This is a genomic window from Micrococcus sp. (genome assembly GCF_034179925.1).
Lineage (GTDB): Bacteria > Actinomycetota > Actinomycetes > Actinomycetales > Micrococcaceae > Micrococcus.
On sequence record NZ_JAXFPG010000029.1, the window covers coordinates 1 to 24821 of the forward strand.

Annotated in this window: 22 protein-coding genes; 12 read left to right on the top strand and 10 right to left on the bottom strand. The window is 74.8% G+C overall.

Going from position 1 to position 24821, the window contains the following annotated elements; genetic code table 11:
• Positions 1-130 precede the first annotated feature (130 nt).
• The 4 genes from SPI96_RS05100 to SPI96_RS05115 all read left to right on the top strand — a co-directional run bounded on the left by SPI96_RS05100 (position 131) and on the right by SPI96_RS05115 (position 3473).
• Positions 131-805 carry a nucleotide exchange factor GrpE gene (locus SPI96_RS05100; RefSeq protein ID WP_321081283.1) on the top strand — a complete coding sequence of 225 codons (675 nt, stop codon included), beginning with the start codon at positions 131-133 and terminating at the stop codon, positions 803-805.
• Between the two features lie 81 nt (positions 806-886).
• On the top strand, positions 887-1891 hold the full coding sequence (locus SPI96_RS05105; protein WP_321081284.1) for a J domain-containing protein: 1005 nt from the start codon (positions 887-889) through the stop codon (positions 1889-1891).
• Complete coding sequence (locus tag SPI96_RS05110; RefSeq protein ID WP_414601910.1) at positions 1888-2496, top strand: heat shock protein transcriptional repressor HspR; 609 nt, start codon at positions 1888-1890, stop codon at positions 2494-2496. Before SPI96_RS05105 ends, SPI96_RS05110 begins: the two co-directional genes overlap by 4 nt.
• Before the next feature lie 152 nt (positions 2497-2648).
• Positions 2649-3473 (top strand): alpha/beta hydrolase, encoded by an 825-nt coding sequence (locus SPI96_RS05115; RefSeq protein ID WP_321081285.1) that lies wholly within the window; start codon positions 2649-2651, stop codon positions 3471-3473.
• 23 nt (positions 3474-3496) lie between these two features.
• On the opposite strand, the gene trmB is transcribed toward SPI96_RS05115, so the two are convergent.
• The 4 genes from trmB to SPI96_RS05135 all read right to left on the bottom strand — a co-directional run bounded on the left by trmB (position 3497) and on the right by SPI96_RS05135 (position 8247).
• On the bottom strand, positions 3497-4558 hold the full coding sequence (trmB, locus tag SPI96_RS05120; protein WP_414601911.1) for a tRNA (guanosine(46)-N7)-methyltransferase TrmB: 1062 nt from the start codon (positions 4556-4558) through the stop codon (positions 3497-3499).
• 54 nt (positions 4559-4612) lie between these two features.
• A complete protein-coding gene (locus SPI96_RS05125; RefSeq protein ID WP_321081286.1) occupies positions 4613-5212 on the bottom strand; it encodes a polysaccharide deacetylase family protein in 600 nt (199 codons plus the stop codon).
• A 757-nt stretch (positions 5213-5969) separates the two neighbouring features.
• Positions 5970-7481, bottom strand: a complete 1512-nt coding sequence (locus tag SPI96_RS05130) for a hypothetical protein (RefSeq protein WP_321081287.1) — start codon at positions 7479-7481, stop codon at positions 5970-5972.
• 4 nt (positions 7482-7485) lie between these two features.
• Positions 7486-8247: a DedA family protein gene (locus SPI96_RS05135; protein ID WP_414601912.1), complete on the bottom strand. Its 762-nt coding sequence runs from the start codon at positions 8245-8247 to the stop codon at positions 7486-7488.
• 142 nt (positions 8248-8389) lie between these two features.
• On the opposite strand from SPI96_RS05135, the gene SPI96_RS05140 reads away from it, so the two are divergent.
• Positions 8390-8983 carry a hypothetical protein gene (locus SPI96_RS05140; protein ID WP_321081289.1) on the top strand — a complete coding sequence of 198 codons (594 nt, stop codon included), beginning with the start codon at positions 8390-8392 and terminating at the stop codon, positions 8981-8983.
• Between the two features lie 103 nt (positions 8984-9086).
• On the opposite strand, the gene SPI96_RS05145 is transcribed toward SPI96_RS05140, so the two are convergent.
• From SPI96_RS05145 to SPI96_RS05165, 5 genes are all read right to left on the bottom strand, one after another.
• Positions 9087-9902 (bottom strand): amino acid ABC transporter ATP-binding protein, encoded by an 816-nt coding sequence (locus SPI96_RS05145; RefSeq protein WP_321081290.1) that lies wholly within the window; start codon positions 9900-9902, stop codon positions 9087-9089.
• Complete coding sequence (locus tag SPI96_RS05150) at positions 9902-10726, bottom strand: amino acid ABC transporter permease (RefSeq protein WP_321081291.1); 825 nt, start codon at positions 10724-10726, stop codon at positions 9902-9904. The genes SPI96_RS05145 and SPI96_RS05150 overlap by 1 nt, the downstream gene beginning before the upstream one ends.
• On the bottom strand, positions 10723-11544 hold the full coding sequence (locus SPI96_RS05155) for an ABC transporter substrate-binding protein (RefSeq protein WP_321081292.1): 822 nt from the start codon (positions 11542-11544) through the stop codon (positions 10723-10725). Before SPI96_RS05155 ends, SPI96_RS05150 begins: the two co-directional genes overlap by 4 nt.
• A gap of 90 nt (positions 11545-11634) precedes the next feature.
• Positions 11635-12792 carry a Clp protease N-terminal domain-containing protein gene (locus SPI96_RS05160; RefSeq protein ID WP_321081293.1) on the bottom strand — a complete coding sequence of 386 codons (1158 nt, stop codon included), beginning with the start codon at positions 12790-12792 and terminating at the stop codon, positions 11635-11637.
• A 131-nt stretch (positions 12793-12923) separates the two neighbouring features.
• Positions 12924-14159: a YihY/virulence factor BrkB family protein gene (locus SPI96_RS05165; protein WP_321081294.1), complete on the bottom strand. Its 1236-nt coding sequence runs from the start codon at positions 14157-14159 to the stop codon at positions 12924-12926.
• Between the two features lie 165 nt (positions 14160-14324).
• Between SPI96_RS05165 and SPI96_RS05170 the strand changes: the two genes are divergently transcribed.
• From SPI96_RS05170 to clpB, 5 genes are all read left to right on the top strand, one after another.
• A complete protein-coding gene (locus tag SPI96_RS05170; protein ID WP_321081295.1) occupies positions 14325-15893 on the top strand; it encodes a CYTH and CHAD domain-containing protein in 1569 nt (522 codons plus the stop codon).
• Positions 15890-16603: a response regulator transcription factor gene (locus SPI96_RS05175; protein WP_321081296.1), complete on the top strand. Its 714-nt coding sequence runs from the start codon at positions 15890-15892 to the stop codon at positions 16601-16603. Before SPI96_RS05170 ends, SPI96_RS05175 begins: the two co-directional genes overlap by 4 nt.
• Positions 16600-17709 carry a sensor histidine kinase gene (locus tag SPI96_RS05180; RefSeq protein WP_321081297.1) on the top strand — a complete coding sequence of 370 codons (1110 nt, stop codon included), beginning with the start codon at positions 16600-16602 and terminating at the stop codon, positions 17707-17709. Before SPI96_RS05175 ends, SPI96_RS05180 begins: the two co-directional genes overlap by 4 nt.
• Before the next feature lie 107 nt (positions 17710-17816).
• Entirely contained in the window at positions 17817-19367 is a 1551-nt protein-coding gene (locus SPI96_RS05185; RefSeq protein ID WP_321081298.1) for a multicopper oxidase family protein, read from the top strand.
• Between the two features lie 97 nt (positions 19368-19464).
• Positions 19465-22074 carry an ATP-dependent chaperone ClpB gene (gene clpB, locus SPI96_RS05190; protein WP_321081299.1) on the top strand — a complete coding sequence of 870 codons (2610 nt, stop codon included), beginning with the start codon at positions 19465-19467 and terminating at the stop codon, positions 22072-22074.
• Positions 22075-22092: 18 nt separating this feature from the next.
• Here clpB and SPI96_RS05195 read toward each other — a convergent pair whose 3' ends face one another.
• The gene (locus SPI96_RS05195; RefSeq protein ID WP_321081300.1) at positions 22093-22659 is read right to left on the bottom strand and encodes a hypothetical protein; all 567 of its coding nucleotides are present in this window, start codon (positions 22657-22659) and stop codon (positions 22093-22095) included.
• 177 nt (positions 22660-22836) lie between these two features.
• Between SPI96_RS05195 and SPI96_RS05200 the strand changes: the two genes are divergently transcribed.
• Both SPI96_RS05200 and SPI96_RS05205 read left to right on the top strand, forming a co-directional pair.
• A complete protein-coding gene (locus SPI96_RS05200; RefSeq protein ID WP_321081301.1) occupies positions 22837-24183 on the top strand; it encodes a sensor histidine kinase in 1347 nt (448 codons plus the stop codon).
• The gene (locus SPI96_RS05205) at positions 24180-24794 is read left to right on the top strand and encodes a response regulator transcription factor (protein ID WP_321081302.1); all 615 of its coding nucleotides are present in this window, start codon (positions 24180-24182) and stop codon (positions 24792-24794) included. The genes SPI96_RS05200 and SPI96_RS05205 overlap by 4 nt, the downstream gene beginning before the upstream one ends.
• The last annotated feature ends 27 nt before the right edge of the window (positions 24795-24821 follow it).

The window sequence follows — 24821 nt, forward strand, 5'->3', positions numbered from 1 at the left end:
GGGCCCGGGGGCCGCCCGCCCGGGGGGGGGTCCCCCCGGCGGGGGGGCGGGCCGTGCGGTCGGGGCCCGCCCCGGGGGGCCCCGCCGGCCTGTACGCCCCGCACCCGCAGCGAACCAGCGAGAGGACACCATGAGCGAGAACGAGAACAGGGACGCCGTGCCCCAGGAGGGCCCCGGCGCCGAGGAGCCCGTGATCCGCGACCGCCGTCGCATCGACCCGGAGACCGGCCAGGCCCGCCCCACCGCCGAGACCGCAGCCCAGGAGGCCTCATCCGCCGCTGAGCAGGCTGAGCAGCCGCAGGCCGAGGGCGACGCGCTCTCCCAGGCCCAGCGCATCCTCGACGACGCCGGCCAGGACGCCGCGGCCGCTGCGGCCCCGGGCCGTGAAGCCGAACTCGAGGAGGACCTGCGCCGTCTGCAGGCCGAGTACGTGAACTACAAGCGCCGCGTGGACCGCGACCGGGACCTCGCGAAGGACCAGGGCGTGCTCTCCGCCGTCGCCGCGCTGATGCCGGTGCTGGACGACCTCGACGCCGCCCGGGCCGCGGGCGACCTCGCCGAGGGGCCGTTCGCCGCCATCGCCGCCAAGCTCGACGCCGCCCTGGCCGGGCTCGGCCTGGTGCGCGAGGACCAGGAGGCACTGGTCGGCACCGAGTTCGACCCGGCCCGCCACGAGGCCGTCATGCGCCAGCCCAGCGCGGACGTGCCCGCAGAGCACATCGTCCAGGTGTTCCGCAACGGCTATCACCGCCAGGGGCGCGTGCTGCGCGCCGCCCAGGTGATGGTCTCCGCCGGAGACGAGTGACCCGGCCGGGGGCGGGCCCCACGCCCGCCCCCGCATCCCCACCCCACGACCCGTGACCCCACGACGGAGAGAGGAGGCACCATGGCCTCGCAGGACTGGCTCGACAAGGACTTCTACGCGACCCTGGGGGTGTCCAAGGACGCCTCCGAGTCCGACATCAAGAAGGCGTACCGCAAGCTCGCCCGCACCCACCACCCGGACCAGAATGCCGGGAACGAGGAGGCCTCGCGCCGCTTCAAGGAGATCAGCGAGGCGTACTCCGTGCTGAGCGACCCCAAGGATCGCCAGGAGTACGACGCCCTGCGCGCGATGGGCGGCGGCGGAGCCCGTTTCACCGCCCCCGGCGGCGGTGGCGGCGGCTTCGAGGACGTCTTCGGGGACATGTTCGGCGGCGGGGGCACCCGCTTCCGCACCTCCCAGGGCGGCGGCCCGGACCTGTCCGACCTGCTCGGGGCCTTCACCGGCGGTGCCGGCGGCTTCGGGGGTGGTGCCGGCGGGTTCGGAGGAGGCGGTTTCGGGGGCGGCTTCGGCCAGCCCCAGCCCACGAAGGGCGCGGACCGCACCGCCACCACCACCATCTCCTTCCGGGGCGCCGTGCAGGGCACCACGGTGTCCCTGCGCGCCGCGGACGGGGAGACGGTGGAGGTGAAGATCCCCGCGGGCATCCGGGACGGCCAGAAGGTGCGCGCCCGTGGCAAGGGCTCACCCGGCACGGCCGGGCGCGGCGACCTGATCGTCACCGTGCAGGTCCGCGAGCACAAGTTCTTCCACCGCGACGGTGACGACCTGCGGATCACCGTGCCCGTCACCGTGGCCGAGGCCGCCCTCGGCGCCACGGTGGAGGTCCCCACCCTGGACGGCTCCGTGAAGGTCAAGGTGCCCGCCGGCTCCCAGTCCGGGCGCCGTCTGCGGCTCAAGGGCCGCGGCGTGGCCTCCGCCAAGCACACCGGCGACCTCATCGTCGAGCTTCAGGTGGTTGTGCCCACGGACCTCGACGACGCCGCCCGCGCCGCCGTGCAGGCCCTCGCCGAGGCCACCGCCGGCTCTGACCCGCGGAAGGACCTGGCCCGGAGGGCCCAGTGGTGAGCGGCCAGGGCTCCCGCTCCGGGCACGGCCCCAGCCCCGGGCAGGGCCGGGCCGGCGGGCGCGGTGCCGACCGCACCGCCCCCGTGCTGGTGATCTCCGTGGCTGCGGAGATGGCCGGCATGCACCCGCAGACCCTCCGGCAGTACGACCGGATGGGCCTGGTGGTGCCCCAGCGCCAGGGCGGACGCCACCGGCGCTACTCCCTGGCCGATGTCGAACGTCTGCGCACCATCCAGGCGCTCAGCCGGGAGGGGGTCTCCCTCGAGGGCATCCGCCGGATCGTGGACCTGCAGCGGGAGGTCGAACGCCTTCAGGACACCGTGGTGGAGCTCGCCGCCCAGGTGGACCGCCTGCACAACTCCTCGCGCCTGGCGCGCGTGTTCGCCGTGGGCGCCGGCGGGGACGTCTCCGCCCGATACGACGAACACGCTCGGCACGACGAGCACGCTCGACACGACGAGCACGCCCAGCCCCGGCCCCGCCGCACCGAGGGCTCCACGGCCGCCTCCGGCCGCAGCGTCCGCAGTGTGGTGCTGCGCGCCCTGCCCACCGCCCCGACCCGCACCCGCGGAATGCTCGCACTGCGGCCGCAGGAGCGAGGCTGAACGGGCAGCCGGGCCGGGCCTCCCTCTCTGCCCCCTCCGACCCCTGGACGCCGCAGGCCCGCCGGCGCACCGCCCAGGCCCTGGCCGACGCCCGCGAGCTCGCACGTGAGGACGGTGCCCTCACCGAGCCGCAGCGCCGCGCCCTGGAGGGGGTGGCCCATGCGCTCGACCCGGACTCCATGGACCCGGACCTGCCGGCCCGCACCCTGCTCGAGCTCGACCTCCACCACCCCGCCGGGCCCGCCGCGGTGATCGCTGCCGGGGCGGTGGACACCCCCACCCACCTGACCTGGCAGGTCAGCGGCATGGGCATCGAGGCGCGCACCGCCGCCTGGGGCAGCGCCCGGGAGGCGGCTCAGCTCGCCCGCGCCCAGCAGCAGGCCGGGGCCCCGCGCCCCTGCGTGGTCTCCTGGCTGGGGCACCCCGGCCCCCGCTGGTGGCGGACCCTCGACGGCGGCGTCGCCCGGCGCGGGGCCACCCGCCTGGCCGACCACCTCGAGTCCTGGTTCCGGCACGCCGAGACCGCCGGATCCGGCCCGACCGTGCACACCGCCGTCGAGGCCCACTCCTACGGCACGCTCGTGGCCGCCCACGCCCTCGTGTCCCTGGCCCGCGCCGATCCGGCCCGCCGGGTGGACGCACTCGTGCTCTCCGGGGCCGTGGGGCTGCCGCGCGCCCTGGCACAGGAGCTGGACCGCCAGGGCCTGCACACCGGCCGGGTGTACGAGGCCAGCGCCCCCGCGGACGTGCTCGCCGCCCTCGGCCGCATCCTCGCCGGGCGTGTGCCCTGGCGCGGGGCCACGGCCCTGCCGGTGACCGCCGGGGATGGTCTCGCCGGGGTCCGGGGGCACGACACCTCCCGCTGGCGCCCCGAGGAGGGCCCCGACGCCGGCCCGCGCGGTTACCGCGATCCGGGCACCGTGACGCTCGCGGCCATGGCCCGGGCCACTGTGGGCCCGCCGCAGGCCTCCGCCTGAGGCTGGATGTCCGCCTCAGGCGGTCAGAGACGCTCGTGGGCGAGGTCGAACACCAGGCGGCCGGCCTTGAGGGCCTTGTTCTCGAACTGCGTCAGCGGGCGGCCCTCGAAGCGTGGCGCCCATCCGCCGAGACGGTCCACCGGGTCCTCCTGCTGGGCGGCCACCGCCTCGCCGAGGCCGGCGCGCAGGGGGCGTTCGGCGGCGTCGTCGTCCCATCCGGCGGGCAGGGGCTGGGCCCCGACCTCCGCCTCGCGGCCCTCGCGGCGCACCCGGGTGAGCGGGGAGTCCTCCCCGGTGGCCCGGCCCGGGTGGAGGTTGCGGAAGGCCGGGTGCGCGTCCATCACCTCACGCATCTGCACGGCGTAGCCGGACCAGTCGGTGGCCAGGCGCAGCACCCCGCCGGGGGCGAGCACACGGGCCGCCCGGTCAGCGAAGGCGGTGGTCACGAGCCGGCGCTTGTGGTGGCGCTTCTTGTGCCACGGGTCCGGGAAGAACACCCACAGCTCCTGCACGGAGCCGGCCGGCAGCAGGTGGTCCATGAGCTCGGGGGCGTTGGCCTCCACAGCGCGCACGTTCTCCAGGCCTCGGCGCTCCACAAGGGACATGAGCGAGGCCAAGCCCGGGATGTAGACCTCCACCGCCAGCACATTCCACTCGGGATGGTCCGCGGCACCCTGGGCGGTCGACTCGCCCAGCCCGGAGCCGACGTCCACGAGCAGGGGAGCGTGCCGGCCGAACACGGCGTCCCAGTCCACGGCAGCCTGCGGGTCCACGGAGGTGGCCCCGTGGTGCCGGGGCACCGGGACGAGCACCCGCCCGGCCTGCCTGTCCCAGGCGGCCTGGCGGCCGGCGGTGAGCCGGGCACCGCGGCGCACGAAGGAGACCGGCTCGGTGCGGTGCAGCGCCGGGTCCTTGTCCCGGTTGTGGTCATGCGCGTGGGCGCGGTCCGTGCCGGCGGGCGCGGTGGCGTCCGTGGCGGGGGCGGGGCCGCCGTCAGCAGACGTGTCAGGGGCGTCGGCGGTGACGGTGGTGTCAGCCGGGTCGACGGCGTCGGTGCGGGGGGTGTGGTCGGCGGAGGAGGTCACGGCCCGATCCTTTCATGCGGCCCTGCGGGTTCGCCGCAGGCGGCCGGGCCCGGCTCAGGGGTGCCGGCCGTGGCTGACCGTGGTGCCGGAGGCGACACCGCCGGTGAGCTGGTCCACCGTGACGAACACGTAGCCCTGCGCCCGGAGCCAGGCGATCACGGAGGGCACCGCGTCCACGGACGTCGCGTGGCTGTCGTGCATCAGGACGATCCCGCCGGGGGCGGCTGCGGCCTTGACCTCCGCGAGGGTGCGGGCCGGGCTGCGGTGCTGCCAGTCGAGGGTGTCCACGCTCCAGCGCACTGAGCCGGCGCCGGGCATCGGGGCGAGCGCGGCCAGCACGGAATCGTTCAGGGCCCCGTACGGGGGCCGCACGGTGGAGGGCACGGCCCCGGCCGCCCGGATGGCCGCGTCCGTGCGGCGGATCTCGGCGGTGATCTGCGCGGGTGTCAGCGCGGTGAGAACCGGGTGGGTGAAGGTGTGGTTGCCCACCTGGTGGCCCTCGGCGGCCATCCTCGCCACGAGGCCGGGACGGCGCTCCACACTCGAGCCCACCACATAGAAGGTGGCGGGCACCCGCTCAGCGGCCAGGATGTCCAGCAGGCGACCGGTGGAGGGGCCGGGACCGTCGTCGAAGGTCATCGCGATGCACGGCACGGCGGTGCAGTCCACCCCGCCGGTGGTCCGGGTGGGGGCGGGGGTCGGAGTAGCGGAGGTGGGAGCCGGTGCTGTGGTGGGTGCCGGTGCGGACGCGGTGGGCGGCTGAGCTGTGGTGGGTGCCGGGGCCGGCGGACGGCTGGGGCGGGCCGCTGGGGCCGAGGGTGCGGAGGCGGTGGGCCTGGGCGCGGACGCGGATGCGGACGTGGTGGGAACGGGGACGCTGGATGCTGGCGAGGGTAGGGGCGTGGACGCCGACGTGCTGGGCCGGGGCGTGGACGCACTGGGCGTGGATGCAGGCGGGCCCTGGCGCGACGGGGACGGCGTGGACACAGGCGCCGACGGCGCCGACGTGGTCACAGCAGCTGATGAGGGTGCAGCCGCCGACGAGGACGGCGTGGCTGCCGACGGCGTCGTCAGGGTGGCCGAGGTCGGCATCGGCGAGGGTGTGCGTGCCGTCGCCGGAGCGGCGGCCGAGACGCTCGGCGACGGGCTCGGCGCAGCGCCCGGTGCGGGCCCGGCGTCGTCGGTCTGCCCCAGCAGTCCGCAGGCCGTCAGGGAGAGCGCGAGGGCGCTGAGGCCGGCGGCGAGGCGGGTGCGGGACGGGACGGGCATGGGTGCAGGACCTCCACGGGGCAGAGCGTGCCGACGGGCGCGCGGACAGGACCCTCCTCATCCTGTCAGCAGGCAGGGTCAGCGCACGGCCCATGCGGGGTCACGGATCGGACACGATTCCGCGGCCCCGCGCCCCTCCCGGTCAGGCCGTCGGGGAGGCGGCCGGGGACGTGGGCGACGGCGGCACCTCGGCGCCGGAGGTCGGCGTCACCGGGGCGGAAGCGGTGATCTGCGTGGCAGACGGCTGCGGCACAGGGGCCGCGCTCGTGGGCACAGCACTCGTGGATGCTGGCCTCGTGGGTGTTGGCGCCGGGGCCGGCCCGGGGGCCGTGCTGCTCGGCGCCGAGCCCGACGGAGAGGGAGCCGACGGGGTCGGGCTCGACGGCGTCGGCCGGTTCGTCGGGGACGAGGAGGTCGGCGCCGTGCTCGAGGGCACCGGCCTCGGCGCGGTCGCCGAGGCGCTCGGGGAGGAAGGCGTCGGACGCGGCGTCGGAGAGGTCGACGCCGTGCTCGAGGGCGAAGGCTCCGACGGCGAGGGCCCCGGTGCGGTGCCCGAGGGGCCCGTGCTCGGCGTGCCCGGCACCGTGGTGCTCGGATCCGAGGGAGTCGGCGCTGAAGGGGTCGGGGCCGAAGACGTCGGGGCGGGGGCCGACGTCGTACCCGGTGCCGGGGCAGACGGGACGGCGGTCTCCGACGCGGAAGACGGGGCCGGAGCCGGGACCGGCAGGGCCGGCTCGCTCGGTGCCGAACCCGACGGGGAGGGGTCCGGGGCATCCTGCACCGGTGCTGAGGGCTCGGGCAGACGCTCCGGCAGCACCAGGGCCTGCGGGCTCTGCGAGGCAGCCTGGCCGGCGACCCCCAACGGGGACAGCCACGGGCGCACCCGGTCCGCGGGGATGCGCACCGTGAGCACCCCGGCGTCCTGCGGGGCGATCGAGGCCTGGTCCACCTCCAGCAGCGCACTGCCGTCCGGCAGGAACACCAGCCCGTCCCAGATCCGGGCGTTCTCCACCTGGTCCGGCTGCTCCACCGCGGAGGTCAGACGGTCCTGCACCACGGCCGGGTCGTTGGACAGGCGCTGGCGCACCTCGGAGCGCAGATCGGCCCAGCCCTGCTCCGTGAACAGGTCCCGGGTGCTCAGCACACGGTCCTCGCGCGCCGAGTACCAGACCACCTGCGAGGCCGAGGACGAGCGGTCCCCGCGGCGCTCCGTGGAGAGCAGGCGGGCGGCCGCGATGTCCCGGCCCACCACGGCCAGGCGCGGCTGCACGTCCAGCACCGGGTCCGCAGCGCGGTCGGTGTCCCGCGTGTACTGGTCCACATGGTCGCGCACCCGGCGGGACATCTCCTCGGTCCAGGCCGGGGCGCCCGGCACGGACAGCCAGGCCGCGTGGTACTCGGGGCCGTCGCCCTCGATCACAGCCAGCGAGGAGCCGGGCACCAGCTCCAGGCCGAGGGAGGGTACGTCCAGGGTGAACGGGGCCATGTCCATGGGCGCCAGCTCCTGGGTGGCGGACGCCGACGACGGCGTGGCCTCCTGGGCGGGCTGGTCGCCCCCACCGCACGCGGTCAGCGCGAACAGTGCGACGGCGGCGAGGCCGGCTCCGGCCGCGTGGCGGGCACGCAGCGGGCGGGAAGAGGAGAGGGGGGACATGCGGTCACTTCCTGGGGCGCATCGAGTGGATCACGGCCTCCACGCGGGAGGCGGCCGCCTCCGGGTCCTCGCGCTCGTGGGTGCCGTCGGCGGCGCGGCGGCGGTTGCGCAGCACGCGCAGCACCACCCACACCACGAGGAAGAGGAGGATCAGGACCATCACCACGGTGGAGAACACGTCCGCGTAGTCGGAGATCACATGGAACTGCTCGCCGAGCAGGAAGCCGCCGTACACGAAGATGGCGTTCCACACGAGCGAGCCGAGGGTGGTGTAGAGGACGAACACGCCCAGATTCATGCGCTCGATGCCCGCCGGGATGGAGATCAGCGAACGGAACACCGGCACCATGCGCCCCAGCAGCACGGTCCACACCCCGTAGCGGGCGAACCACAGCTCGGTGCGCTCGACGTCGCCGATGTCCACGAGGGGCAGGCGGTCGGCGATGCGGTACATGCGGCGCCGCCCCAGGGCCGCACCCACCCCGTAGAGCAGCAGGGCGCCCAGCACGGAGCCCACGGTGGCCCAGATCAGGGCCGCGTGCGGGCTGAACGCGCCGGTGGCCGCGGTGAACCCGGCCAGGGGCAGGATCACCTCGGAGGGAATCGGGGGGAAGACGTTCTCGGCCAACACGGCCAGACCGACGCCGACGGGGCCGACGGCATCCATGATCTGCACGACCATGTTGCCCAGCCAGCCGTAGTCGGCCTCGGGGGCGGAGGCTGCGGCGAGGGGGAGAGCGGAGACGAGCGCGGACATGGACCCCATTCTCCACCATGTGCGGAGGTCAGGGGTCCGGAGCCCTCTGCCGCCGGCGCCCCGATTGGTAGGGTGACGGTGCTGACCGATCCATCGTTCGCGCCACATCCCGTCGTGACGTGCCGCGTGCCCCACTGGAAGGACGACTGCCATGAGCATCATCCAGATCCCGCTGCGCCTGGCCACCGGCGCGTACATCCTCAACTCCGGCATCGGCAAGTCCAAGCTGGACCAGGAGGCCGCCTCGCACCTGCAGGGCATGGCCGCCAAGGGTGTGCCCGCCCTCGGTGACCTCTCCGCCGACCAGTTCAAGAAGTTCATCACCGCCTCCGAGATCGGCGTCGGCTCCCTGCTGCTCGCCCCCTTCGTGCCCGGCTGGATCGCCGGCTCGGCGCTCACCGCGTTCGGCGGCGGCCTGGTGTCCATGTACCTGAACACCCCGGAGATGACCCAGGAGGACGGCGTCCGCCCGTCCCAGGAGGGCACCGCCGTCGCCAAGGACGTGTGGCTGGTCGGCGCCGGCCTGGCCATCGCCGGCGACTCCGTGGTGAACCGCTCCGGCAAGCGTCGCAAGGCCGCCGCCAAGCGCGTCCGCAGGATCGACGCCGCCCGCGAGGCCAAGGTGCAGGCCATCCGCGACGCCAAGGACGAGAAGGTCGCCGCGATCTTCGCCGCCCGCGACGAGCAGACCGATGCCCTGCGCGCCGCCCGCGACGAGCTGAAGAAGCTGCGCAAGAAGGCCTGACCGGCCGCCGCGGCCCCACCCGGGCCCGCATGCATGAAGGCCCCCGCCGGAGAATCCGGCGGGGGCCTTTCCGCGTCCGAGCCGACCCGGGGCCGGGCCCGGCTCAGAGGCCGATCTGCGTGGGGTGCAGCACCCGCCGCAGGAAGTCCTGCGTGCGCGGCTGCTGCGGGTCCGTGATCACCTCGGCCGCCGGGCCGCACTCCACCACCACGCCGCCGTCCATGAACACCACACGGTCGGCCACCTCACGGGCGAAGCCCATCTCGTGCGTGACCACGAGCATCGTCATGCCCTCCTGGGCCAGCTGGCGCATGATGGCCAGCACGTCGCCCACGGTCTCCGGGTCCAGGGCGGAGGTCGGCTCGTCGAAGAGCATCAGCTGCGGGTCCATGGCCAGGGCACGGGCGATCGCCACCCGCTGCTGCTGGCCACCGGAGAGCTGGTCCGGATAGCGGTCGGCGAGCTCGGCCAGGCCGACCCGCTCCAGCTGCTGACGGGCCACCCGCTCGGCTTCGGCTGCGGGGCGGCCGAGCACCTTGCGCTGGGCCACTGTGCAGTTGGCCAGCACGGTCAGGTGCGGGAACAGGTTGAACTGCTGGAACACCATGCCCACATGGCGGCGGAGCACGTCCAGGTCCACATCCGGGTCCGTGACGGCGAACTCGCCGACCTGCACGGAGCCCGAGTCCGGAACCTCCAGCAGGTTCACACAGCGCAGCAGCGTGGACTTGCCCGAGCCGGACGGGCCGATCAGGCAGACGACCTCGCCGGGGGAGACCTCCAGGTCGATGCCCCGAAGCACATGGTTGGAGCCGTAGGACTTGTTCAGCGCGACGATGGACACCCCGGCGGCGTCCACCACGGGCTCCGCGGGCGCGGCCGCGGCGTCGGTCTGCGGGGAGGGGCTGGCGTGGGACATCACGAGGCCTTCCGGGAGGAGCGGGCCTCGAAGCGGCGCGCGAGCAGGGACAGGGGCACGGTGATCACCAGGTAGCAGAGGCCGGCCACGAGGATCGGCGTCATCCCGGCGTCGAGGGCGGAGATGCCGTCCCGCCCGAACTTCGTGAGCTCGTACTCGTGCATGGCCAGGCCGAGCACGTACACGAGCGAGGAGTCCTTGGTCAGCAGGATCACCTCGTTGGTCAGCGGCGGCAGCACGATCCGCAGGGCCTGGGGGATCACGATGGTGACCATCGCCCGCCAATGGGGCATGCCCAGGGAGCGGGCGGCCTCCATCTGGCCGCGCGGCACAGCCTGCAGGCCCGCGCGCAGGGTCTCAGCGATGTACGCCGCGGACACCATGCCCAGGGCCAGCATCACGACGACGGGGATCGGCCAGGAGACGCCGAACGCGAACGGCACACCGTAGCCGAAGGCGAGGAACACCAGCAGCGCCGGGACGCCGCGGAAGAACTCCACGTAGGCGGTGGCCAGCCAGCGGTACGGGGCGAACGAGCTCATACGCATGAGCGCCAGCAGGGCGCCGCCGAGCAGGCCCACCACGAACGCGGTGGCCGTGTAGAAGAGCGTGTTGCCCAGGCCCACCAGCAGCACGCCCGGGAACATGGGGGCGACGGCGCCGAAGTTGAACACGTTCTCGGCGAGGGCCCCCCAGTCGGTGAGCAGGGCCAGCAGCACCAGGACGGCCACGAAGACCACGGCCTGGACGGTCAGGGAGGTACGGCGTCGGCGGGCGGCCCGGCTGGGGCGCGGTGCGGCGACGGCGGGTGCGGGAGCGGTCACTGGTAGTCCTCCTGCGCGGCCCCGAACCACTTCTGCTGCAGCTGCCCGAGGGTGCCGCGGTTGCGCAGGTTCAGGAGCGAGCGGTCGATCGCGGAGAGGAGCTGGCCCTTGTCGGAGGCCACGGCCATGCCGAGCTGCTCTCCGGTGGGCAGCTCCTCCACCACCTGGAAGCGGGGGTCGTCCTTGAGGGAGTACATCAGGGTGGACTGGTTGCCGAGCACGGCGTCCACGGTGCCCGCCTGGAGCGCCTGCACCTGCATGCCGGCATCCTCGAACTGCACGGTGGTCAGGCCCTGGCCCTGGGCGTACTCGTCGCCGGTGGTCGCCGCCTGCACGCCGACCCGCACGCCCTTGGCCGAGGCCACATCCGTGACGCCGGAGCCGCGGGCCGCGATCAGCACGAGGTCGTCGTCCAGATAGGGCAGGGTGAAGGCCATGACGCGCTTGCGGGCCTCGGTCATGGAGATCGAGGAGGCGTTGAGGTCGCAGCCGGTGAGCGAGGCGCCGGACTCGATGCCCTCGAAGGAGGAGTCCACGACCTGCAGGGTGAGGCCGAGGTCGTCCGCGATCGCACGGGTGAGGTCGATGTCGTAGCCGGTCAGTTCACCGTTCTGCTCGAACTCAAACGGCGGGTAGGGGATATCCGAGCAGACCGTCAGGATGCCCGGCGACACGAGGTCATAGGTGGAGGCGAGGTCGCCCTCGGCGGTCATGCCGGTGGTGCCGGCATCACCGCCGATCACGGCGCAACCGCTGAGCAGTGCGGCGCTGACGCCCAGGCTCAGGGCGCCCAGGGCGCGGGAGGGGGTGCGAGACATGGGGGACATCCTAGGGGTGGGCGCCCCCCGGCCCCCGGCGGTCACGGAATGTGTCCGGCGGGGCGGCCCCGGACGGGCCGTCCGCCCCGGTCAGAGGCGGGTGGCCGCGAGCCCGGCGAGGGACTGCAGGTGCTGGGCCACGGCCCAGGCCTGCGGCCAGCGGGTGGCACGGGAGGAGAGGGCATCGCGGCGGCGCAGGGTGCGCCGCACCCGCACGAGGCGGACGCGGGTGCCCTCGCCCCGCAGCGGCTCATGCCCGGGGTAGTCCACGGGCCGGCGGGGAGCCTCGACGGCGTCGGGCACGAGGGTGAACTCGAAGGCCCCGGCCAGGGCACCGGCGTAGTCGCGCTCATCGGTGCCGCCGGTGCCCACCTGGTGCTCGTCGTGGATCTCGGCCCAGCGGATGCGCCGGACGCCCTCGGGCAGGGAGGAGGGGGCGGACTCGGCGGGGAAGAGCTGCCGGGTGATGCGGCGGGCGGCGGCCCCGGTGCCGCGCTCGCGGACGGTGGTGACCACCCCGAAGGCGTCGTCGATCTCGGCCTCGGTGGGCTGGGCGGTGACGGCGCGGATGGTCGCCGGGTCCCGGAGCAGGTTCAGCAGCTCCTGCTGGGGGGCGGAGACGAACCACTCGGCGCCGAGGGCGGTCAGGCGCCCGGCGCGGGCGGCCATGGAACCGGAGGCGCGGATCCCGTCCGGGGGGACGAGGGCGTCGAGGGGGACAGTGCAGGGGCCGGGGGTGAGGTCCAGAAGGGCGCCGGGCAGGGGGGCGGCCTCATGCTCGGCGGCGCGCAGGGCGGTACGCAGGGCATCGACGTCGACCTCAGCGGCGGCCACGAGTGCGGACACGGCACCGGCGGGCTCCTGGAGCAGGTCCAGGGTCCAGGCGACCTCGGACTGGGGGGTGCCGCGTTCGGGGAGCATGCCCTCGGTGGCGGAGGCCAGGGGCACGGTCGAGGCCCCACCGCGATCCAGGCGGCCCAGGGGTGCACGGGGCACGACGCCCTCGCGGGCGACGTCGCGGCCCACGGCCCGCAGCTGACGGTTCACGCGGACGGCGGCACCGCGGCGGGCGGCCTCCAGGGAGAGCCCATGGTGGGCGGCGATGCGGGCGGCGGGGCCGCCGGAGGCCAGGACGCCGAGGAAGAGGTGCTCAGTCTCCACGAAGGGGGCGGACACCCGCAGCGCCTCCCGCCACGCGCCCGAGAGCAGCACCGCCGTGCGGCGCCAGCCGAGCGGTTCCTGGGGCATGGGAGGGCGTCCTTCCGGGTGGTGGCCGGCCCGCGTGGGCGGGCGGCCGAGGCGGTCTCGGGGCGACCCGGGACGCGGGGGAGGGCAGTGCGCTCCTCCGCGAGGGTCGCGTCCCCAGGAACCCTACCGAATCAGGTGGGTCGGTCCTCTCTGCCGCCCTCCGGTGACGGCATGGCCGCCGTGCCGGGTGCGGCCGAGGCCGGGGCAGCCTCGGGGGTGTGGAACGGGCGCCCGGAGGAGAGCTCCTCGGGCCGACGCCCGGCGGTGCCCACAGCCCCGAGAGAGCCGTCCTCGGCGAGCAGGGCGGTGCGTGTCAGAGTGAGCCCGCGCCCACTGGCGGCGGCGGTGCGCACGGCCCGGCCCAGACGGCGCTCGAGGACGGCCTGGCGCTCGGTCTGCTCGAGCACACGCACATGCCGGGGGGCAAGCTGGATCTCGTCCTCGGCGGCCAGGCCGGCGGCGAGCTGCCGGGCGCGCAGCATCTCCGCGTCCCAGGCGGCACCAGCCACGAGCACCATGCCCGCGGCCCAGGCCAGGACCAGCACGCCGATCGCCGAGTTCAAGCGTCCGACCACCGCATACTCACCGAAGCGGTCCGAGATCCAGCCCAGCAGCACGGTGGCGCCGAACAGCAGGGCGACGACGGCCACGGCGCCGGTGGTCACCGGCCGGTACCGGGGCTGGCGCACGTTCGGTCCCACGTAGTAGGCGAGGGTCACAGCCAGGGCGATGACCACCAGGATCAGCGGCCACTTGGCGACGTCCCAGGTCTCGACGGCGGCGGCGTCCACCCCGAGCAGGCGACCGGCGCGCACGGCGAGGTCGCCGCCGAGCAGCACGAGCACCAGGACCAGGGCAATGCCGACCAGCAGCACGAGGGTCTCCACCACCACAGCGAACCGGAAGGGGATCAGGCCGCGGCCCTCACGGGTGTCGTGGATGCGGTGCATGGCCCGGTGGAACGCGGCCACGGCTCCGGAGGCCGAGAACACGGCGCCGGCCGTGCCGAGCACGAGCCCCCCGGTACCGGCCGGCTGCCCGCCGAGCCCGAGGATCCACCCCTGCACGGTGCCGGCGTCGAGAGAGGGCCACAGCTCCACCACGAGCACGGCGGCAGTCTCGGCGGTCTCCTCCCGCAGCCCCAGCAGGGAGACCACGGAGACCAAGGCGACCAGGGTGGGCAGCAGTGCGAGCACCCCGAAGAACGTCATCGCCGCCGCCACGTCCCACACCTGGATGTCCATGAGACGGCTCCACGTGCGGGAGATCACGTAGAGCAGGGAGACCCGCGGCCGGCGGTAGGTGCGCGGGGCGGGCCGCCGGCGCAGGCGCAGACGACGGGGCCCGGACGGGGATGCGGTGGACATGCCGCCACGGTAGCCGCCCCGGCGGGCCCGCGCCTGCGGCCGGACCTGCGCGGACGCCCTCTCAGGCCCAAGCCCGGACCCGGCCCGTGGGGCCGGTGCTGTTGTGAGGCCCGTGCAGGGCGGGGGACGATGGAGGTGAGCCCGCCCCGACCTGGAGGACCCCGCATGGCCGCCGACCGCCCCCGCACCGCGCACCCCGACGACCTGCCCGAGGGGGTGAGCGCCGCCGTCGAGACCGAGGCCACCTTCGAGATCGCCGAGGGCGACAGCCTCCCGGACCTGAGCTCCCTGGCGGACCTCGGCCAGCGCCGCGAGCACCGCCTGCGCGCGGTGTACTTCGACACCACGGACCTCACCCTCATCCGCGCCCGGGTGACCCTGCGCCGTCGTGAGGGCGGCGACGACGCCGGCTGGCACCTCAAGCTGCCCTCCGGCGCCGACCGGCTCGAAGTGCACGCCGAACCGGTCACCGGCCCCGGCACCTGGCGGGTGCCCGACGCCTTGCGCGAGGCCCTCGCCGGGCACCTGGGCCAGGAGTGGACCGACCGGCCCGCCTCTGCCCGCGGGCTCGTGCCCGCCGCCGTGATCACCACCCGGCGCACCGAGACCGACCTGCTCAATGCCGAGGGGACCGCCGTGGCCGTGCTGTGCGACGACGTCGTGCAGGCCGAGCCCTCCGGCCGGCGTTGGCGAGAGCTGGAGATCGAGCTGCTGCCCGGCACAGACCCGAGCCTACTCGCCCGGGCCGTGGACCTGCTCGCCGAGCAGGGCGTGCACACCGCCCGCATGCCCTCCAAGCTCGGCCGTGCCCTGCAGGACGAAGTGCGCCGGGTGGAGCGCGGCAAGGGTCCCCGGCGCAAGGGCCCGGCCGCGCGTGTGGTGATGGCGCACGCCGCCGCACAGCTGGCCGTGCTCACCGGCCGGGAAGAGGAGGTGCGCTCCGACGCCCCCGACGCTGTCCACAAGACCCGCGTGGCCACCCGCCGGCTGCGCAGCACCCTGCGCACCTTCCGGCCCCTCCTGGACAGGGAGGTCACCGACCCGCTGCGCGACGAGCTGCGCTGGTACGCCGGGGTGCTCGGCGGCCCCCGGGACGCCGAGGTGGTGCGTGAACGCGTGATCGCCGAGATCGACGCCGTCCCCCGCCAGGACTACGAGGGCCCGGTCAAGCGCAGCAGCACCGCCGAGCTCAACCGCCGCCACCGCGAGGCCCACGCGGCCCTGGTCACCGCGATGGACGGGCGGCGTTACGCCGAGCTGATGGACCGCCTCGTGGAGTTCGTGGCCTCGCCTCCGCTGCGCAGCCGTGCCGGCCGGCCCGCCCGGGAGGTGCTGCCGGCCCTCGTGGAGAAGGCCGAGCGCCGTGCCCGGTGCCGCCACCGGGCCGCGGACCGCGCCGAGGGCGCCGAACGGATGGAGCTGCTGCACGAGACCCGCAAGGCCGCCAAGGCGGTGCGCTACGCCCACGAGGCCCTCGCCCCCGCCTTCGGGCAGGACGCCGAGCACCGGGCCGGACTGTGGGAGCAGGTGACCGAGACCCTCGGTCAGGTGCAGGACCTCGAGGTGACCCTGGAGACGCTGCGCCGCCTGCGCTCCACCGCCGGGCGCAAGGGTGAGCCCACCTACACGTACGGCTGGCTCGTGGGCCGGCTCACCGCCCAGCAGGGCCCGGCCGTCGCCGAGGGGGAGGCCGCGCTCGCCGAGGCCATGCAGGCTGCGCTGGCCCGGCGGTGACGGGCACGCGCGGTGCCGCCCCGAGGGTGCTGGTCGTCGAGGACGAGCCGGTGCTCTCGGGCACGGTGAAGACCTACCTGGAGCGGGCGGGCATGTCCGCGAGCACCTGCGGGGACGGGCTGAGCGCGCTCGAGCGGATCCGCACCGCATCGCCCGATGTGGTGGTCCTGGACCTCGGCCTGCCCGGCCTCGACGGTGTGGAGGTGTGCCGCCGGCTGCGGACCTTCAGCGACTGCTACGTGATGATGCTCACGGCCCGTGCGGAGGAGGCGGACACGCTCCTCGGCCTGACGGCCGGTGCGGACGACTACATGACCAAGCCGTTCAGCCCGCGTGAGCTCGTGGCCCGCATCCAGGTGCTGCTGCGCCGGCCCCGCACCGGGGGCACCGGCGCGCCCGCCGAGGAGGTGCACCGGGTCGGCGGGCTCGTGCTGGAGCCGTCCTCACGGCGGGTGGAGGTGGACGGGGCGCCGGTGGAGCTGACCCGCACCGAGTTCGACCTGCTCCAGGCCCTGGTGGAGCAGCCCGGGCGGGTGCTCAGCCGGCGTCGGCTCATCGACGCGGTCTGGGGCGAGGGCTGGGGCGGTGACGACCACCTGGTGGACGTGCACATCGCCCATGTGCGCCGGAAGCTGGGGGACGACCCGTCCTGCCCCCGGTTCGTGCACACCGTACGCGGGGTCGGCTACCGGATGGAGCGCCCCCGGTGAGCCGTCCACGGACGCGCGGCGGCTGGGGACGGCGCCTGCTGTGGACGCAGGCTGCCGTGGTGGCCGCGATGGCCGGGACCATGGTGCTCACAGCGCTGGCGGTCGGCCCGGCCTGGTTCCGCGCGCACCTCCACGAGGCCGCTGACCCCCGGCACGACGTCGTGGCCCACGCCCAACAGGCCTTCGCCGAGGCGGGGCTGGTCTCCCTGGCCGTGGGACTGGGGGCGGCGATGCTCGTGGCCCTCGGGGTGGCCACCGTCCTGAACCGCAGCCTGGCCCAGGGCGTGGAGGCCCTGGTGGACGGCGCCCGGCAGGTGGCCGCAGGCCGCTACGGGCACCCCGTCACCCCGCCCTCCTCCAGCCCCGAACTGGCGCAGGTGGCCGAGGCCTTCAACCGGATGGCCGCACGGATCGCCGCCACCGAGCAGACCCGCCGCCGCATGCTCACCGACCTCGGCCACGAGCTGCGCACCCCGCTGGCCGCCACCCAGGTGACCCTGGAGGGGCTGCAGGACGGTGTGGTCGAGTTCACCCCGGAGGCCGTCGCTGTGCTGCTGCGGCAGAACCGGCGGCTCACTGCGCTCGCCGCGGACATCTCCGAGGTCTCCCGCGCCGAGGAGGGGGCGATCGCCCTGAGCCCGAGCCGCCAGGACCTGGCGCAGCTGGTGGAAGCGAGCGCCGTGGCGGCCCGCCACGCCTTCGACGCCGCCGGGGTGCGGCTGGACGTCCAGGCGGCGGGCGGCGTCGTGGTGGAGGTGGATCCGGCCCGCCTGGGTCAGGTGATGGACAACCTGCTGCGCAATGCCCTGCAGCACACCGTGGCCGGGGACAGGGTGCTCGTCACCGCCGGCCATGAGACCGGCGGGGCCGTGGTCCGGGTGGCCGACACCGGCGTCGGCATCCCCACCGAGGCCCTGCCGCACGTCTTCGAGCGCTTCTACCGCCTCGAGCACACCCGCACCCGGGACGTCGACGGCGGCACGGGGGTCGGCCTGGCGATCTGCCGGGCCATCGCCCGCGCGCAGGGCGGTGAGCTGAGCTGCCGCAGCGAAGGCCCCGGGCACGGGGCGACCTTCACGCTGACGCTGCCCGCCGCGGCGTCGTGAGGCCGGCGGCGCAGGCCGGGGCCGGCGGGGGACAGACTGGGGAATCTTGACGGGATCTTCATCGAATTCTCCCGGAGGGTGGAGGAGGGTCCGTCAGACTCGTGCCCATGCACACGCCCTCCCGCCGCCATGTCCTCCTCGCCGGCCTGGGGCTGGCCTCGGCCGGGGCGCTCAGCGCCTGCGGCTCCCGTGCCACCCCGGGCTCCGCGCCCGGCACGCCGGCGATCCCCAGCCAGTCCCCGCTGACGGCGGCTCCCGGCACCAGGACCGTCGAGCACGTGCTCACCCCGCGGCCCGTCACCCTCGACCTCGGCGGGGTCACGGCCAAGACCTGGGCCTATGAGGAGAGCCTCGACGCCCCCGCCCTGCGGGCCACCGCCGGTGATCTGCTGCAGGTCCGGGTGGACAACCGGCTGCCCACGGACACCTCCGTGCACTGGCACGGGCTGGCGTTGCGCCAGGCCAGTGACGGCGTCCCCGGCGTCACCCAGGAGCCCATCGAGGCAGGCGCCTCGTTCACGTACCAGTTCGTCGCCCCGGACCCGGGCACGTACTTCTTCCACCCCCACACGGGCGTGCAGATCGACCGCGGCCTGTACGGCCCGCTGATCATCGACGACCCCGAGGACCCGGGCCACTACGACCAGGAGTGGGTCATCACCCTCGACGACTGGACCGACGGCGTCGGCAGCTCTCCGGACGATCTCCTCGCCGGGCTCCAGGCCCAGAGCGGTGACCTGGCCGACCCGAGCGCCTCCGCGGGGGCCGCCTCCGAGAGCATGGGGCAGGGGGCCGGGCACGGGCACGGAACGGGCCATGGGCACGGAGCCGGCCACGACATGGCCGGCATGCACCACGGCGACTCGCCCCTGGGCGACGCCGGCGACCTCGCCTACCCCCACTACCTCGTCAACGGGCGTGTCCCCGAGGCACCCCGCACGCTGACCGGCAGGCCCGGGCAGCGGGTGCGCCTGCGGATCATCAACGCCGCCTCGGACACCATCTTCCGGTTCGCCCTGCAGGGCCACCGGCTCACCGTGACCCATACGGACGGGTTCCCCGTGAACCCCACCGAGGCGGTGGCCGTCTACCTGGCCATGGGGGAGCGCCTGGACGCGCTCGTGACCCTCGACGACGGCGTGTTCGTGTTCCAGGCCGCCCCCGAGGGCAAGGACGGCACCCCGGCCCGGGCCATCGTGCGCACCGGTGCCGGGCGTGTGCCCGCCGTGGACAAGCGCATCGCCGAACTGGACGGGAAGGTCCTGCTGACCACCGAGCTCACCCCCGCCGAGGGCGCCCGCCTGCCCGAGCGCGAGCCTGACGTCACCCTGGACGTGGACCTCAACGGCCAGATGCAGCCCTATGCGTGGGGGCTGAACGGCACGCGCTTCGGCCACGACACCCCCCTGGAGGTCAGCGCCGGCCAGCGGGTGCGCCTGCGGATGAGGAACATGACGGCGATGGCCCACCCCATGCACATCCACGGCCACACCTGGGCTCTGCCCGGCAGTGGCGGCCTGCGCAAGGACACCGTGCTGCTGCGTCCGATGGAGACCGTGGAGGCCGACCTGCAGGCCGACAACCCCGGCGTCTGGATGCTGCACTGCCACAACATCTACCACGCCGAGCTCGGCATGATGACGAGCCTGCGCTACTGATCGGCGAGGGGCATCCGGGCGGGTGGAATAACCCCTCGACGCGCGGGGTTGAGTCAGGCAGACTCAGTTTTATCGACGGCGAAGGAGCACTCCCCGCATGAACCCCACCCCGCAGTTCACCACCAAGAGCCAGGAGGCGCTCTCGGCCGCGGCCATGAACGCCTCCACCGCCTCGAACTCGCAGGTCGAGCCCGCTCACCTGCTCAAGGCGCTCATGGACCAGCGCGACTCCGTGGCCGTGGCCGTCCTCAAGGCCGCCGGCACGGACCCGGACGTGGTCTCCACCGCAGCCTCCACCGCCATCGCCGGACTGCCCAAGGTCACCGGCTCCACGGTGGCGGAGGCCCGGCTGTCCTCGGCGGGGCTCGGCGTCGTCAAGGCCGCCCAGCAGGAGGCCGCCCGCCACGGGGACGCGTTCGTCTCCACCGAGCACCTGCTGCTCGGCCTCGCCGCGGACCCGGGCGAGGCCGGCCGCGCCCTGCGCGAGGCCGGTGCCTCCGTGGAGGCGCTGCAGGCCGCCTTCACCCAGGTCCGCGGGGATGCGAAAGTCACCACCGCGGACCCGGAGGCCACCTTCCAGTCCCTCGAGAAGTACGGCACGGACCTGACCGAGGTGGCCCGCTCCGGCAAGCTGGACCCGGTGATCGGCCGTGACGCCGAGATCCGCCGCGTCGTCCAGGTGCTCTCCCGGCGCACCAAGAACAACCCCGTGCTCATCGGCGAGCCCGGCGTCGGCAAGACCGCCGTCGTCGAGGGCCTGGCCCAGCGCATGGTGGCCGGGGACGTCCCCGAGTCCCTGCGCGGCAAGACCCTCATCTCCCTGGACCTGGGTGCCATGATCGCCGGCGCCAAGTACCGCGGCGAGTTCGAGGAGCGGCTCAAGGCCGTCCTCGAGGAGATCCGGAAGTCGGACGGGCAGATCGTCACGTTCATCGACGAGATCCACACAGTGGTCGGCGCCGGCGCCTCCGAGGGCGCCATGGACGCCGGCAACATGCTCAAGCCCATGCTGGCCCGCGGCGAGCTGCGCCTGATCGGTGCCACCACCCTGGACGAGTACCGCGAGAACATCGAGAAGGACCCGGCCCTGGAGCGCCGCTTCCAGCAGGTGTACGTGGGTGAGCCGAGCGTGGACGACACCATCGCGATCCTGCGCGGCCTGAAGGAGCGCTACGAGGCCCATCACAAGGTGGAGATCGCCGACTCCGCGCTCGTGGCCGCCGCCGCGCTGTCCGACCGGTACATCACCGGCCGCCAGCTGCCGGACAAGGCCATCGACCTCGTGGACGAGGCTGCCTCCCGGCTGCGCATGGAGATCGACTCCGCCCCGGAGGAGATCGACGTGCTCCGCCGCCAGGTGGACCGCCTCACCATGGAGGAGCTGGCCCTCGACGGCGAGACCGACCTCGCCTCGGCCGAGCGCCTGGCCGCGCTGCGCGCCGAGAAGGCCGACCGCGAGGAGGAGCTCACCGCCCTCACCGCCCGGTGGGAGCGCGAGAAGGCCTCGCTGAACCAGGCCGGTGACCTGCGCGTGAAGCTCGACGAGCTGCGCTCGGCCGCCGAGAAGGCCCAGCGTGACGGCGACCTCGCCGAGGCCTCCCGCATCCTCTACGGGGAGATCCCCGCCCTGGAGCAGGAGCTGGCCGCCGCCGTCGCCGCCGAGTCCGCCTCGGACGCCGCCGAGGGCGAGTCGATGGTCTCGGAGAACGTCACCGCGGACGACATCGCCGAGGTGGTCTCCGCCTGGACCGGCATCCCCGCCGGGCGCATGCTCACCGCCGAATCCGAGAAGCTGCTCACCATGGAGCAGCACCTCGGCGAGCGGCTGATCGGCCAGAGGGACGCCGTGGCCGCCGTCTCGGATGCGGTGCGCCGTGCCCGCGCCGGGATCTCGGACCCGAACCGCCCCACCGGCTCCTTCCTGTTCCTCGGCCCCACCGGCGTGGGCAAGACCGAGCTGGCCAAGGCGCTCGCGGAGTTCCTCTTCGACGACGACCGCGCCATGGTGCGGATCGACATGTCCGAGTACTCGGAGAAGCACGCGGTGTCCCGGCTGGTCGGGGCGCCTCCCGGCTACGTGGGCTACGACGAGGGCGGCCAGCTCACCGAGGCCGTGCGGCGCCGCCCGTACTCGGTGGTGCTGCTGGACGAGGTGGAGAAGGCCCACCCGGAGGTGTTCGACATCCTCCTGCAGGTGCTCGACGACGGCCGCCTCACCGACGGCCAGGGCCGCACCGTGGACTTCCGCAACGTGATCCTGATCCTCACCTCGAACCTGGGCAGCCAGTTCCTGGTGGATCAGACCCTCGAGGAGCAGGTGCGCCGGGACCGGGTGATGGACGTGGTGCGCGGGGCGTTCAAGCCCGAGTTCCTCAACCGCCTGGACGAGGTGGTGATGTTCGACGCGCTCGGCGTGGAGGACCTCGCCCGGATCGTGGACCTGCAGGTGGACGCGCTGGCCCAGCGGCTCACCGCGCGCCGGCTCACCCTGGAGGTCACGGACGCGGCCCGCGAGTGGCTGGCCCTCACCGGCTACGACCCGGCCTACGGTGCCCGTCCGCTGCGCCGGCTCGTCCAGCGCGAGATCGGCGACCAGCTCGCCCGGGGCCTGCTGGCCTCCGAGATCGTGGACGGGGACACCGTGGTGGTGGACGCGGCCGCCGGCGAGGACGTCGACGGGCTCACCGTCCGGGCCCGGCGGGACTGACCGCCTCGGGGGTGCGGGTCAGAGGCCGAAGGTCTCGGCCGTGGCCTGCACCCCCACGGCGTGCATCAGGAGCGCGGCCAGCACGGCCGCGAGCCCCGAGTAGAGGACGATCGCCACCGCCTGCCAGGCCATCACCCGGTTCCGGGAGGCCCCGAAGGAGACCATCGCGGGGGCGGCGAGGTGGCCGGGGATGAGCAGCCACGGACCGACCAGGCTCACTCCGGGCACGCCCCAGGACTCGAAGCGACGGCGCAGACGGGCCCGGCGCGGGTCCGCGGTGTCGTCGGCCACCGAGGCGGGGGCCGTGCCGGAGGCGGTGCTGCCCTCCCCGGCGGCCCGGCGCCGGGCCAGGGCCGAGCGGGTCCCGTGCGCGGCGTAGACCAGCAGGCCCACCGCCAGCAGGTTGCCCAGCACCGCGGCCGGCGCCGCGACCCACGGGCTCACCCCCGCGATCACGCCGATCATCGCCGCGCCCTCGCCCTCCACGAGGGGCACCAGCCCCACGAGGAACACTCCGAGGCCCTGCAGCGCCTCGGGCAGGCCCTCCACGAAGCCGTGCATCGAACGGGTCAGTTCCTGGATCATGTCTGCCTCCCGGCGGTCGTCTCGGCGGGGCCCGGACGCGGTGTCCGCGGCCCCGATGTCCATGACCACCACTGTTCCCGGGCGGCCCGGGGACCCGGAAGTGCCCTCACGTCACGGCCTGTCGGCCGGATGCGCACGCCCACCCGTGACATGTGTCATGGCCCTACAGTGCTGGGCATGAGCACCCCCGCATCGGACCCCGCGGGCGCCGCCGGACCGCGCCCCTCCGGGCAGCTGCCCACCCAGCCGCCCGTCTCCGCGGCCGGCACCGCCCCGGGCCGTTCCCCCGCCCTGCGTGCCGCCTGGTGGTACACGGCCGGCGGGCTGCTGCTCGTCGTCGTGCTGGCCACCGGGTGGATGCCCCTGGTGCTCGTGCTGGACGGGGCGCGCGCGGAGCCGGCCGCGGAGCTGTCCCCGGCGCTCAGGGCGGTGGCGACGGTGCTCTCGGCGGCCTGCGCCGCGGGGGCGAGCTGGGCCGTCCTCACCCTCCGAGACCTGCCCCTGCATCCGACCTCTTGGCCCCGCCCACCGTTCCTGGCCGCCCTGCTGGGCCCGCCGCTGCTCCTGGCCGGGGCGGGCGTGCTCCTGGCTCCCATGGTCGGTCTGACCCCGTGGTGCGTGCTGCCGCTGTGGCTGGCCGTGGTGCTCCTGGTCTGCCTGGTGCCGGAGGCGGACCGCCGCGCGGTGCTCACCCTGGGGGCGGTCGCGGTGGTCGGCTGCGCCGTCGCCACCATGGTGCGCACCCCGGCAGGCCCCGCGGACAGCGCCTTCGGGGTGCTGTTCTGGCTGCTGATGATGGTGCTCACCGTGCCCCCGACCGTCTGGTTCTGGCGCCTCACCCTGCGGCTCGAGGACGCCCGACGCCAGGCCGGGGACCTCGCCGTCACCCAGGAGCGGCTGCGCTTCGCCGCCGACCTGCACGACGTCCAGGGCCACCACCTGCAGGTGATCGCCCTCAAAGCTGAGCTGGCCGAGCGCCTGCTGGACCGCGGCCGCACCGAGGAGGCCGCCGCCGCGCTCGCCGAGGTCCGCGGCACCGCCGCCGAGGCCCTCGGGGAGACCCGGGCCCTCGTGCGGGACCTGCGCGCGGTGTCCCTGGCCGACGAGCTGGCCAACGCCGCGGACGTGCTGGCCGCCGCCGGCGCCGCGGTGGACGTGCGCGTGGACCCCGGCGCGGACCGGATCCCGGGGGAAGCCGGGCGGGTGCTCGGCCTGGCCGTGCGCGAGGCCACCACCAACATCCTCCGCCACGCCCGCGCCGAGCACGTGGGCCTCCGCCTCGAGGGCTGCGGCCCGGACGCCGTGCGCCTGACCGTCCGCAACGACGGTGCTGACGGTGCCGGCGGGGTCGAGGGCGGTGGCGGGGGTCCCGGCGGGGCCGGAGCGACGCGCGGCAGCGGTCTGGCCTCGCTCGCCGAGCGGGCCCGGGCCCTGGGCGGGAGTGCCGAGGGCGCCCGGCAGGACGCGGAGTTCACACTGACCATCACGGTGCCGCACGGTGCGGCCGGACAGGAGGGACGATGAGCCGGGACCGCATCCGGGTGCTCGTCGCGGACGACGAGGTGCTCATCCGCGGCGCCGTCGAGGCGCTGCTCGGGCTCGAGGACGACCTCGAGGTGATCCCCGGTGTCGGCGACGGCGAGGCCGCGGTGCGCGCCGCCGTCGAGCACCGCCCCCATGTGTGCCTGCTGGACCTGGAGATGCCCGGGCTGGACGGCGTGGACGCCGCCCACCGGATCCTGCGGACGGTGCCCACCCGGGTGGTGATCTTCACCCGCCACGCCCGTCCCGGGGTGCTCCGGCGCGCCCTGGCCGAGCAGGTCGCCGGGTTCGTGCCGAAGTCGACGCCGGCCGAGGAGCTCGCGGACGTGATCCGGCAGGTCGCGGCGGGGCGGCGCTACGTGGACCCGGAGATCGCCGCCTCCGCCCTGACGGCCGAGCGCAGCCCCCTGACCGACCGCGAGCTGGACGTGCTGCGCGAGGGGCGCCGGGCCGCCCGGGTGGAGGACATCGCCGATGCCCTCCACCTGGCGCCCGGGACCGTGCGGAACCACCTCTCCAGCGCGATCGGCAAGCTCGGCGTGCGCACCCGTCAGGAGGCGGCGCAGCGGGCCTGGGAGGCCGGCTGGATCTGAGACGGGCGTAGGGTGGCGGAACCATCC

Excerpts from the sequence above, each read along its gene's own strand:
- SPI96_RS05100 (WP_321081283.1), top strand. The coding sequence starts at position 131 with ATGAGCGAGAACGAGAACAGGGACGCCGTGCCCCAGGAGGGCCCCGGC.
- SPI96_RS05105 (WP_321081284.1), top strand. The coding sequence starts at position 887 with ATGGCCTCGCAGGACTGGCTCGACAAGGACTTCTACGCGACCCTGGGG.
- SPI96_RS05130 (WP_321081287.1), bottom strand. The coding sequence starts at position 7,481 with ATGTCCCCCCTCTCCTCTTCCCGCCCGCTGCGTGCCCGCCACGCGGCC.
- SPI96_RS05135 (WP_414601912.1), bottom strand. The coding sequence starts at position 8,247 with ATGGGGTCCATGTCCGCGCTCGTCTCCGCTCTCCCCCTCGCCGCAGCC.
- SPI96_RS05140 (WP_321081289.1), top strand. The coding sequence starts at position 8,390 with ATGAGCATCATCCAGATCCCGCTGCGCCTGGCCACCGGCGCGTACATC.
- SPI96_RS05145 (WP_321081290.1), bottom strand. The coding sequence starts at position 9,902 with ATGTCCCACGCCAGCCCCTCCCCGCAGACCGACGCCGCGGCCGCGCCC.
- SPI96_RS05155 (WP_321081292.1), bottom strand. The coding sequence starts at position 11,544 with ATGTCTCGCACCCCCTCCCGCGCCCTGGGCGCCCTGAGCCTGGGCGTC.
- SPI96_RS05160 (WP_321081293.1), bottom strand. The coding sequence starts at position 12,792 with ATGCCCCAGGAACCGCTCGGCTGGCGCCGCACGGCGGTGCTGCTCTCG.
- SPI96_RS05165 (WP_321081294.1), bottom strand. The coding sequence starts at position 14,159 with ATGTCCACCGCATCCCCGTCCGGGCCCCGTCGTCTGCGCCTGCGCCGG.
- SPI96_RS05170 (WP_321081295.1), top strand. The coding sequence starts at position 14,325 with ATGGCCGCCGACCGCCCCCGCACCGCGCACCCCGACGACCTGCCCGAG.
- SPI96_RS05185 (WP_321081298.1), top strand. The coding sequence starts at position 17,817 with ATGCACACGCCCTCCCGCCGCCATGTCCTCCTCGCCGGCCTGGGGCTG.
- clpB (WP_321081299.1), top strand. The coding sequence starts at position 19,465 with ATGAACCCCACCCCGCAGTTCACCACCAAGAGCCAGGAGGCGCTCTCG.
- SPI96_RS05195 (WP_321081300.1), bottom strand. The coding sequence starts at position 22,659 with ATGATCCAGGAACTGACCCGTTCGATGCACGGCTTCGTGGAGGGCCTG.
- SPI96_RS05200 (WP_321081301.1), top strand. The coding sequence starts at position 22,837 with ATGAGCACCCCCGCATCGGACCCCGCGGGCGCCGCCGGACCGCGCCCC.
- SPI96_RS05205 (WP_321081302.1), top strand. The coding sequence starts at position 24,180 with ATGAGCCGGGACCGCATCCGGGTGCTCGTCGCGGACGACGAGGTGCTC.